At 59.2% G+C, this 10,339-nt stretch carries 11 protein-coding genes; 9 read left to right on the top strand and 2 right to left on the bottom strand.

All coding sequences use genetic code 11. The features are described 5' to 3' along the window. Positions 1 to 326: 326 nt before the first annotated feature. Positions 327 to 944 (top strand): hypothetical protein, encoded by a 618-nt coding sequence (locus tag AWC19_RS29345; protein WP_142281336.1) that lies wholly within the window; start codon positions 327 to 329, stop codon positions 942 to 944. Between the two features lie 522 nt (positions 945 to 1,466). Here the strand turns inward: AWC19_RS29345 and AWC19_RS21580 are convergent. Next, positions 1,467 to 2,672, bottom strand: coding sequence for a hypothetical protein (locus AWC19_RS21580; RefSeq protein WP_085080069.1), 1,206 nt, complete (start codon positions 2,670 to 2,672; stop codon positions 1,467 to 1,469). Between the two features lie 271 nt (positions 2,673 to 2,943). Here AWC19_RS21580 and AWC19_RS21585 point away from each other — a divergent pair, with 271 nt between their 5' ends. From AWC19_RS21585 to AWC19_RS21610, 8 genes are all read left to right on the top strand, one after another. Further along, positions 2,944 to 3,156 carry a hypothetical protein gene (locus tag AWC19_RS21585; RefSeq protein ID WP_085080071.1) on the top strand — a complete coding sequence of 71 codons (213 nt, stop codon included), beginning with the start codon at positions 2,944 to 2,946 and terminating at the stop codon, positions 3,154 to 3,156. Positions 3,157 to 3,431: 275 nt separating this feature from the next. Further along, on the top strand, positions 3,432 to 3,980 hold the full coding sequence (locus AWC19_RS29350; RefSeq protein WP_142281337.1) for a hypothetical protein: 549 nt from the start codon (positions 3,432 to 3,434) through the stop codon (positions 3,978 to 3,980). 9 nt (positions 3,981 to 3,989) lie between these two features. Beyond that, positions 3,990 to 4,280 carry a hypothetical protein gene (locus AWC19_RS29355; RefSeq protein WP_142281338.1) on the top strand — a complete coding sequence of 97 codons (291 nt, stop codon included), beginning with the start codon at positions 3,990 to 3,992 and terminating at the stop codon, positions 4,278 to 4,280. 351 nt (positions 4,281 to 4,631) lie between these two features. Beyond that, positions 4,632 to 4,841, top strand: a complete 210-nt coding sequence (locus tag AWC19_RS21590) for a hypothetical protein (RefSeq protein WP_085080072.1) — start codon at positions 4,632 to 4,634, stop codon at positions 4,839 to 4,841. Positions 4,842 to 4,908: 67 nt separating this feature from the next. Continuing rightward, on the top strand, positions 4,909 to 6,177 hold the full coding sequence (locus AWC19_RS21595; protein WP_085080074.1) for a DUF3631 domain-containing protein: 1,269 nt from the start codon (positions 4,909 to 4,911) through the stop codon (positions 6,175 to 6,177). A gap of 197 nt (positions 6,178 to 6,374) precedes the next feature. Further along, complete coding sequence (locus AWC19_RS21600) at positions 6,375 to 7,337, top strand: hypothetical protein (protein WP_085080076.1); 963 nt, start codon at positions 6,375 to 6,377, stop codon at positions 7,335 to 7,337. A gap of 91 nt (positions 7,338 to 7,428) precedes the next feature. Then, on the top strand, positions 7,429 to 8,088 hold the full coding sequence (locus AWC19_RS21605) for a recombinase family protein (protein ID WP_085080100.1): 660 nt from the start codon (positions 7,429 to 7,431) through the stop codon (positions 8,086 to 8,088). Between the two features lie 103 nt (positions 8,089 to 8,191). Then, positions 8,192 to 9,613, top strand: a complete 1,422-nt coding sequence (locus AWC19_RS21610) for a tyrosine-type recombinase/integrase (protein WP_085080078.1) — start codon at positions 8,192 to 8,194, stop codon at positions 9,611 to 9,613. Positions 9,614 to 9,616: 3 nt separating this feature from the next. On the opposite strand, the gene AWC19_RS21615 is transcribed toward AWC19_RS21610, so the two are convergent. Then, positions 9,617 to 10,339: hypothetical protein (locus AWC19_RS21615; protein ID WP_211284973.1), on the bottom strand; the 723-nt coding region annotated here is incomplete at its 5' end.

The following is a 10,339-nucleotide window of genomic DNA, read 5'->3' on the forward strand; positions in this document are numbered from 1 at the left end:
GTATTGCCGACTAGGCCGACAAGCGATGCCTGCACCGCGAGCCGCAGAACACTCTATGTGACCCAAATCACACCACCGCACCAGCAAATATGTCCAACTTCGCATATGGGGCTATTTTAGAACACGTTCTAATGCGTCTTCGCACACCAGCGGCATTTTTCTTAGGCAGACAGGTAAGAAACGTCTACTAGCAAACTGCTACAACAGCTGTCAGCTCTATATGGGCAGGTCTATGCGCTTTCATGATGGAGCTCAGCTACGGCGCGCTGTAATGTAGCCACCGAGCGCTCACTCGTTTCAAGTTCAGACGAAAAGGGTTGAGCTACATGTCAATACAGGAAGATGCCCGTGATTTCGGGCAACATTTCAAGCAGGGTGGCTGGCGGCTGGGCCTGCTGGTCGCTCGAAACGTGTATGTGTCAGGCACCGAACGCGGCCGGAGCGACCTCCAAGCCTCAAGGGTAGGTAAGGTCACTGCGAACCAGTTCGCAGAAACCGCCGGTGTCAGCGCCAGAAGCGTGCAGCTGTACTACCGAGCGTGGGAACTGGCCGCCGACAAGGATGAGTGCCTGCATGCCACAGAACTCTCACCGGGCTCTGAAGACGGCAACATCAACTTCGATGAAGACGACGACGCCATGCGGGCCAAGTGGTCTGCGTACTACAAGGCAGCAAGGGTTCTGGCCGGCGCCGGACTGGCGGACAGGCAACGCTCCGCGCCGGGACCGTCGAGTCGAAAGCCGCGTACACCACAGGCCCGGTTAAGCGCAGCCGTCGAGTCGATCAAAGGAATCGACGTTAGCGCCGCGGATGACCTATCTGCTCTAGGGCAATCGCTGCAAGACACACGAAAGTTGATCTGTGGGTTGATCGATCAGTATCTCGAGCAGATGGAATGTTCCACAGACAGCGAGCCGAAGAGCTGGAAAGGGATGAACCGATGACGAATCTGGATGACCCGCGCCTGCGGGTCGCGCGGCATGCTTTGAGGCACGAGCTTGCATGCATCGAATCCACGACACGGATCAGCTGGTATGAGTCGACACGCGCGAGTGACGCAACTGTGCTTGCGTTTGAGGTGACTCATCCCGCGGTACGAAGGCAGCAAGAGGATTTGATTGGTGCGGCGATCAATGACGGCCGAACACTTCTCGTGTCAACGCGGAACGGAGACACGTGGACGATAGGCAGGCTGGATGCAGGTAACTATGAAATATGATGCGACGACTTTCGATAGGCTACTCAAGAGGGTCAGATACGTAGATCTCGGCTGACTGGCACATGCGGGTCGGGCGGATGATTTACTGTCGCTTCGCGGCCCTTGTAGCGCCCGCCCTCAGCCGGCGGCTGGGCACGCACCGAAAGCGGTTCAAGGCCGGAACCCCATGACATTTCACTAGCCTCAGAGTCGAGGGCATCCCAGTCCAGGTTGTGCCGGGTGTCATAATCGGAAAAGCCATGCATGACTACGCGCTCAGAATCGACGGTGCCGTGTAGCTGGTGCTGGCCGTGATCTGAGTGACCACTGCTGCGCCCCGGTGCCGCGTGCCAACGCCAAAGGTGCGACTGTAAAACGAGTCCTGGAGTGGATATCCGCTGGCGCCGCCCGGGATCTGGCGCATGCCCTGGTATACGGTGTTTCGATGCTGGCGCACACCTATGGTGTTCGAGGTTGCAGCCGGCCCAGCGGTAGCCACAACGGCGACATAGTGTTCCGGAACAAAATTCGATTCCACGATCCACAGCGGGCCGTACTTGCCTACCGTCGGTAGGTTGAACACGGTGCCGGGCGGCTGATTACCGACCAGCTGGCCGCCTTCGGCGATGATGAACGCCGGTTGATTGACCGCTTGGATAAAGTCCCATTTTGCAATTTGGCTGTTCTCGTTCTGTACCCCGGCGCGGAAACCCTGGATGATCTCCGATTCGGTTGGGTGAACTAGGCACACTAGCTCTTCGGCACCGTCCACCAGACCGTAACCATGCTCGCGCACATGCGTAATTGATGTTTCGAGGTCTCCGCTGTCAATGCTTTCGTTGCCGCTCCAGAGATAGTGAGTGTGGGTGTTCGTGAAAGTCTTGCCCAGCACTGGCGGCGGGGTCATACCGTCCGTACCGTTCCACAGCCCGTAGCAGGTGTTGCCACGGTCGTTCGTTTCTGGCGCAGGTGAAAACAGGCGGTTGAGGATTGTGCGGGTGACCGTCGTGTTGTCGCCGCGCATCGCCTCATCGAGAACGGCCCGTACCTGGCGGGCATCAGCGTCTCTGAGGAAGCGCCATGTGAACCGCGCGGCACGGTCGTAGTCTTCCATGGTGTACCCAAGCAACAGGTATTCAGAGGGCGGACCCATCGATTCCGGTTCGCCAAACTCACTGGCCTTCTCAAACATGCTCTCTGTCAACGCCTGAGGCACCGCGTCAGCGGTGCTGGTGTGCCAGTAGGAGAGCAGGTCGACGATGGCACTGCGATGTTTGTTCCATTTGCCGAGTACGGCCTGCATCTCTTGCCAGATCGTATTTAAATCAACGTTATCCGCGGTCTGAGTGACGCGAGGAACAATATCGCCCTCGCTGAAAATGCCAGCCTGGTTGCCTTCCGCGCCATACGGTAACAGGTGGAGAAGCGACTGCAGTTCAACGGGATTGATTCGTGGGGTTGTAAGAGCACCCATGGTGCGAGCCTTTCCTAGTCGATTGGAAACACCAGGCTCGCAAGCGCGGCCCGGGACTGAAAGGACTCTCAGCCGCGCTTGCGCTAGGTGCCGGCTCGCGCCGTAACAGGAACTTACGCGGCCCATTCCGCCGCCCGCTGAGAACTGTTATAGCGCAGCCGACTTCGGCACGCACGTGGGATACGCTGCCCGGGGACGCAATTCGCTGCGCGGACCGGCGAGGCGCGGCGAAATCGGCTATCATCAAGGGGGCCAACGAAAGAGGGGCTCAATGACACGTACAGCACTGAGACTGGCCGACCGCGAATACTTTGGATATGAGGACGCGGCGGCTTATCTGCGTAGCAAGGGTATTGACGGCGCAAGCAAACACACAATTGACACCCATTACCGGCGCACCAAGAAGCTCGGCAAGCCGAAACGCGGTGGCCGCAAGGTGTATTGGCACCGCAGCCAACTTGACGCGTTGATCGAGGCATTGTAGTGCCGGGTCTACCTATAGCACAATTGCTTTCTGTCGAGCACGAGCCAGGGTTTGCACGGCTAGACGTTCTGTGTCCCTACTGCAATGCGGTGCACCATCACCAATGGTTAGGCACTGACTCGAAATTCGCAGTGACGGCTCCCTGCTCAACCTCACGGCGGTACCGCGTGCGGGTGCCAAAGCCGAGACGATAACGCTTTTGATGAGCCAGTACCGAACTGGACCGAATAAAACAAACCAGCAGGCTGAAGAAGGCCGACTGAAAGGAACCCTTAGTGTACTACTACAGCAACTTTCGCGAGCACCTGGCGGTTGTCGCGGCTGACGTGGGCTGGCCAGAGCCCGACGACTACAACGTCGCCGAACGCGACCAGATCGACGCGCTCACTCGGGATTTAGATCGCGAAGTCGATCGGTACCCGCTAATCCATGCTTGGCGCACCAGCAACGGTTCGCAGCTACAGTTTTGGTGCAGATCCTGCAAGACCCACCATTTCCACGGGCGGCACCTTGGCAAGTCCCGCGTGGAGGCGATAATGCGTTGGGACGCCGAAATCAATTGGGTTCCCCGCAGCGATGCAGCACTGCCGCTTTGGCTTTGGAAAGCCCACCTGCAGCGATTTGCCGACTGCAGATTCAACGACAATGTCCCTGGCGGTCGTGGAATCTGCACCTGTCCTGCGGGCAGCGGCGACGGTCACCGTGCACCGCATTGCTGGAACAGAGAGGGCATCTGGTATGAACACGGCTATATCCTGCATGAGGTAGAACCCAACGACGGTAGAGCACTACAAAAGCCAAAGCGGAAGCCGCGAGCGAAGTAGGCGCTCAGCGTGGCTGTTTTCTCCGCCGAGGTAATGCGCCTGCACAACCGGGGCTTCACCGCCGGCTACATCGCCAGCCAGCTAGGCCTAACAGCAGAATGCGTTCGGGCTGTGGTGAGCGCCGAACTGACGGGCTGTGAGGTCAAGCCGGTCTACGCTGAGACGACAGCACCAGTAACGCCGAAGCCGAAGCTGACCCGCGAACAAAGACTCCAAGCAGCCAAACGGGCCAAAGCCGAAAAGAAGCGCCAGGAAGCCCTCCGGCTGCTAGCGGAAGCCGAATCGGTACTGAAGGGCTAACGCATAAACCCGCGCTGGTGGGTGTTCACAGACGCAGGAACGCTGGCTTGGGCACGCGGTTGTGGTCGCTTTGGGCACCCAACGTTGCGGTCGCGTGAGCAGACGCCCCACGGCCCTATCCCTAACTGTAGGCCCAGAACTGCCCCGCGCTTTGCTACAGGAATCTCCCAAAGATTTGGCCACTGTGGGTGCTGCACTGGCGGTGTCGGGCATTGTGGGTGCTGTATTACCTTGTAGGGCAATAGCGTCCGGCTGTTAGCTGCTGCTTCGCGCGCGTTAGTCGGCTAACGTCGATGTTGCCACAGGGTGGCGGGCAATCGGCCCGGCCCGGCAATTCATCGGAGAGTAGGAATGTCTGCGCCAACCCAACAGTTCTACGACCGCGCGGAAGTAGTCGCTATCGCACAAGCACGCGGCCTGAAGCACATCACCGAAAACTCAGTCATCACAGCGGCGTATGAAGGCAACAGGCCGTTGAAGCGGACCAAGATTAACGGCCGGATTTACTACGCCCACAAGGATGTTGAGGCGTGGCTTGCCGGCGACCGGCTGGACGACTGAGGGCATGAAAAACGAGACCGCCCAATTGCTTTGACGGACAACGGGCGGTCTCGCGAAGGAAGATGACATGACTGTACCCGACCCGAACGCCACTGTCGCCCTAGAAGATGGGGACTCAATCGACGGCGCAGAACTGCTCGACGAAATCGATGAGTTCCTATCCCGCTACGTGATTTATCCCAGCGAGCACATGCGGCACGCCCACACACTGTGGATCGCCCACACGCATTTCATGGAACTGTGGGACTCCACGCCGCGAATCTACTTCAAATCGCCAGAGCCGAATAGCGGCAAGACCCGGGCACTGGAGGTCAGCGAGCACCTTGTCCTGCGCGGATTCATTGCACTCAACATGAGCCCAGCGGCGTTGATTCGCAAGCTGGGCGACAAACCCGAGAACCGGCCCACCTTGCTCATGGACGAAGTGGACACAATCTTCGGCCCAAAGGCCGGAGAGCACGAGGACATTCGCGGCGTCCTCAACGCCGGACATCGCAGAAGCGGAACATCTTCCAGGTGCGTGGTCCAGGGCAACAACGTGGAGGTTGTCGACTTCCCGGCCTACGGTGCCGTGGGACTTGCTGGGCTAAATGACCTTCCGGACACCATCATGAGCCGCGCTGTAGTGGTGGCCATGAAGCGCCGCGCCCCCGGCGAGAAGGTGAAGCCCTGGCGCATCCGGGAGGACGAGCCCAAGGCGAAGGTGCTTGGGGCACAGCTTGCCAAGTGGGCCATCCAAGTCAAGCAACAACTGTGGGACGGCAACCAATACGTGGTGGCGTGGCCAGACATGCCAGACGGCATCGCCGACCGCATGGCGGACTGCTGGGAAGCCTTGCTGGCGTGCGCATCGTTTGCGGGCGGTCACTGGCCCCTGACCTGCCACAATGCGGCTCTTGCGGCACTTGCGGAAAACCGGGAAATGGGGGACGCGGCCAGCACCGGCGTGCTCCTGCTGGCCGACCTTCACCGAATCTTCCTCTCTAAGACAGGCAAAGAGCTAATGGAAGAGAACACCAAACCGGCCCTAAAGACACAGCAGATCATCAAAATTTTAGTAGGACTTGACGAATCGCCCTGGAAAAATTACCGGCGAGACGGAACTGCTCTCAACTCGCGCGATTTGTCACAACTCCTAAGGCCCTACAGAATCAAAAGTGTCAATATCTGGTGGAGTAAGGACTCGAACGGCAAAGGATACTACCTAAAGGCGTTTGAGGATTCTTGGTCCCGATACATCAAAGAACCTGAACCAGAAGAGCAAACACCGCCGGGTATCAACGGCCACCCCATGCCAGATAAGTCATTTCTCAAAAGTACGGCAGTGGAGTTCTAAATGATTCAGTTTGGAGTACCGACCGGGGCGGCCCTTCCCTTCCGCCGAGAAGCCGCAAGGTCCGCAAGGTCCGCAAATGCCAGGTCAGAGCATGTGCCACCGTGCGGCACTGGCGGCGGCTTGCGCCAGGATGCGGCAACGGCCAAGCAAATCCGACAGAAACACCATCAACGCGATACAGAAGAGAAGGATCCGACGTGACAACTGGCGACGAGAGCAACATCATCGATGTGGAAGCCGAGGAAATCGAAGAAAGCAAGTGCCTTCCGGCAGTGATCGCACACGAAGCATCAAACTCGGAACACATCGAACTGCCAAACCGGCAAGATGCGCTGCTGGCCGACAATCCCGACAGACGTTGCGTTGCAACCAATTCCCGCGGAGAACGGTGTCGCAAGTTCGCCATCTACGGGAGCACCGTGTGCCGCACGCACGGCGGCGCCACCAGACACGTCGCCAACAAGGCACGCATCAGAGTCCAAATGGCCTCCAACCGGCTCATGGGCAAGCTGATCGATTTCGCGTTCGATGACACCAAGCCGCCTGACGTCCAACTGCGCGCCATCCGAGACGCGCTAGACCGCAGCGGCCTCAAGCCTCCTGCGGAAGTTGTACTAGCGCAGGGAGAACCGGCGCAGAAACCCTATGAGACCGTCTTTGACGCCATCGGCGGCAATCCCGACGAAAGCTCACCTGCAAGCAGGCTCGCTGAATCACTAGACGCTAGTCGCGCTAGTGATTACGACGGCCCAGCCGGCAGTAGCAGCGAATCTTTCGCCCAGGGCGACATTTTCATGTCAGACCAACCACCGAACCTGCACACCCAACCCACACCCGAACCGGACACACTGTGCCCGCGGACATACCCAGAAGGCAGTAGCAGCGGTAACACCGGACGGCCAGCTGGCCAGCATGCCGCACACTCTTCGGACAACGGCCCGCTAGGACAGGCCGAACGCCACGAGTTCGACCGCGACGCGCAGCCTCAGGGGCGCCAATCGGCACGCCCGCACCGCACGCCAGCACGCCGAGAAGTGCACATCACCGGCATGGCGGCAATACAACTCGCGAACCAGGCAAACAGAGCGGCTGGCGTGTTCGATGAGCAACGCGCCATCGAAAGTGGCGGACACGTCAGGTACCGAGCGCATCGCCGCTAGGCGTATTTCTGGAGCTAGAACGGTCGGCTATAAGTATTCGGTGAGGTGAGTGACGCTCGTCATTCGCCACAACCAACACCAGGGAGAGGACATGAGCACAGCAAACGCCGGCTGCCAAACGCCGAGAGCAATAGGCTACCTACGAGTTTCGACCAACCGGCAAGCCGAAAGCGGCTACGGCCTTGAGGCGCAACGTGATCACATTGAGCAGTTCTGCGCGGCCAACGGCTTCGAGCTAGTCGGCCTGCACGTCGACGTCATGAGCGGACGCAAGACCGATAAGTTGTACGGACGCATTGCCGCCGTGAGTGTCATACAGGCAGGTATCGCGAATGTGTTGGTAGTCAACACCCTTGACCGGTCAAGTCGCAGCATGGCAGACGGCGCGAAACTTGTGGCCGATGCCAAAGCCGAAGGCTGGCGCATCGTAGGCCTGGACGGAACCGATAGCGACACAGTGTCACAACTGGTCGCGCACGCCAGATTGCTTGTAGCCGAAGAGGAAAGAGAGCTGATATCCAAGCGGACCAAGCAAGGTCTCATCAAGGCCCGTCAAGCCGGAAAGCAGCTCGGCAAGCCATCCACTATCGCGCGCGCCACAGTACGGCGCATCGTCGAAATGCGCAGCGACGGTATGGGAACCAAGGCAATTGCGAAGGCGTTGGACGAGGACGGCGTTGCCGCCCCACGAAGTGCCACATGGAGTTACAGCACCGTGCGCGGTGTTCTTGAGCGGGAAGGTGTGGCGTGATGACCGAACCAAGCAACGACGACCAGGAACGCGAGATGCCAGAGACAACCTGCAAGGACTACGGCCCTGTGCAGCCGGTCGACGACCAGGGAGAGGGCGAGTAATGGCCGCGACTATCCGCAAGCGCACTACCAAGCAGCTCGACAAGTTCGGCAATCCAGTTGTGAGCTATCAGGTTCGATGGCTGGAGCCGATACGAGATGAGTTTGGCGCTCCAACCGGCAAATTCAAGCAGACCTCCGAAACGTTCCCGACTGAACGCAAGGCCAAGGCGCACATGCGGAAGGTTGAGAACCAGCTGGAGGATGCCAGGGGAGTCGACCCTTCATCTGCGAAGGCGAAGGCCAATCGGCCGCCGTTAGGGGGGTACGCCAAGCAATACCTGGACAGCCTGGCTGGCCAGGTGGACCGTTCCACTATCGAGGACTATGCCAAGATCTATCGCCGCCACATCGCCGCCGTGTTCGGCAGCAAGCCAGTCGCTTCCATCACGACCGCTGACGTTGCCCGCTTCCGCGCGAGCCTGCTAGCACCGCATCCGCAGCGCTCGTTCGTCACACGCGGTAAGGCCCGGCGCAAACCAGCTACCCCCGGCACCGGCCTAGTCACCCGTAGCCCTAAGACCGTCAAGCACATCGTCGGCACCTTGAAGCGAATTCTTGATGTGGCCGTGGACGATCAGGCCATACCGAGCAATCCTGTGGTGGCGGGCCGCAGGCACTCCACCAAACGCCATGCCGCCTCTAACGGCAAGGCACCGTTCAAGCACCGGCCCCTTTCGTCCAGCGAGGTAGCAGCGCTACACGACTGGATTGCCACTGATCGCGGCAACCCCGTGTATGCGCTGGCTATAGTGTTCTGCGCCTACACCGGCGTTCGGGTAGCGGAGCTGCAGGGGCTGCAGGTGCAAGACGTCACCTTGTCCGACATTCCTGGAACCGTAGGGTCAGTACGCATTGTGCGCACTAAAAAGAAGGCTAGGCCTTCGGGCGTTGCCGACGATTCACCGCTGGTGTGGCAGGAAGGCACGCCGAAGTCCGATGCCTCTACTGACCGCACCATCCCGCTCGCGCCATGGTTGGCAGATGACATGCGGGACTACTTGTCCCGAGTCCACCCATTCGCCGGCAAGAAGCGCATTGCGCACGCGCCGCTGTTTCCTGGCAAGCGAACCCGCGCAGGTAAGGCGGCGGTGTCGGTCGAGGACTTTGATTGGGCCAAGCCCATCGTGGTGGACAACGTGTACCACAACTACTTTCAGCCTGCCTGCAAGGCGTTAGGCCTCGGGAGCGTGCGGTTTTACGACTTGCGGCACACCTTCGCCACGCTGGCGTTGTCCGCAGGCGAGCACTACATGCAGGTCTCCAAGTGGCTCGGCCACTCCAGTTACGTGCTGACGCTAACCACCTACGCGGACTACATCAGAGAGGACGACACGGCAGCGCCGAATTTCAGTAGGCCGGTTGTATCGGACGTGCCAAAGACGGTTGTAGACCTTCAAGGGCGCAAGGCCCGACTGGCCTAGGCGTCAGTCGGGTCCTGTCCGTTTGGAAATCGCGTCTTCCGACATTGGGTCGAAGGCAGTATCTACGAACGTCCGGTACTCGCGGACGAGATCGCGGTTGTGTTCTTCCTTGTATTCAACCGCCTTCTCATTGTTCAGCGGCCGGACGTATGGGTGCTGTTGCTTGATCGTTCTTTTCGAAGTTGCGCGACGTTTGCCCCTGTTGTCGGTAGTTGCAGTCTCATCTTGAATGACCTGCGTCGAGAAGCGGTTGTAAAACTGGACTGGTTCCATCAAGGTTCGCCAGTACACCCAATTACGCGGAACCAACAGAAGCTGTTTACCGGCGATGTGGGGCAACTCAAAACTTCTGCTCTGCCAGCCTGAGTTGTTCGACCAAACGTCGCTTTCCGCGGTTGTAGCGCCCGCTCGGAGCGTTGGGTACGTCTCCATCATCTCCGCGGTGAAGTCAGCGAGCACGTTAAACACGATGCGCGTCGTCATGTCGGAAATTCTGTCGTCGCCGACGTAGTCCACAAACACGCGAGTGTCTTCGAGTCGGTTGAGCACAGCGTGCTGACACGCGGGATTTGTATGCAGTTCGTCCCAAAACTGAGTCGACAGTTCGTCACCGAAGCCCCTTCCGCGCAAACCGTAGGTCGACATGCCCTGAAACGCCCTGGAAATCCCGGAGGCTCCTGACCTTGGAAACGAGGATGCAGGTATGCCGAAGGAACAGTCGCCCGG

The sequence above is a fragment of the Mycobacterium palustre genome (assembly GCF_002101785.1).
Lineage (GTDB): Bacteria > Actinomycetota > Actinomycetes > Mycobacteriales > Mycobacteriaceae > Mycobacterium > Mycobacterium palustre.

Coding starts and splice junctions, on each gene's coding strand:
- AWC19_RS29345 (WP_142281336.1), top strand. CDS start 327: ATGTCAATACAGGAAGATGCCCGTGATTTCGGGCAACATTTCAAGCAG.
- AWC19_RS21580 (WP_085080069.1), bottom strand. CDS start 2,672: ATGGGTGCTCTTACAACCCCACGAATCAATCCCGTTGAACTGCAGTCG.
- AWC19_RS21585 (WP_085080071.1), top strand. CDS start 2,944: ATGACACGTACAGCACTGAGACTGGCCGACCGCGAATACTTTGGATAT.
- AWC19_RS21590 (WP_085080072.1), top strand. CDS start 4,632: ATGTCTGCGCCAACCCAACAGTTCTACGACCGCGCGGAAGTAGTCGCT.
- AWC19_RS21595 (WP_085080074.1), top strand. CDS start 4,909: ATGACTGTACCCGACCCGAACGCCACTGTCGCCCTAGAAGATGGGGAC.
- AWC19_RS21605 (WP_085080100.1), top strand. CDS start 7,429: ATGAGCACAGCAAACGCCGGCTGCCAAACGCCGAGAGCAATAGGCTAC.
- AWC19_RS21610 (WP_085080078.1), top strand. CDS start 8,192: ATGGCCGCGACTATCCGCAAGCGCACTACCAAGCAGCTCGACAAGTTC.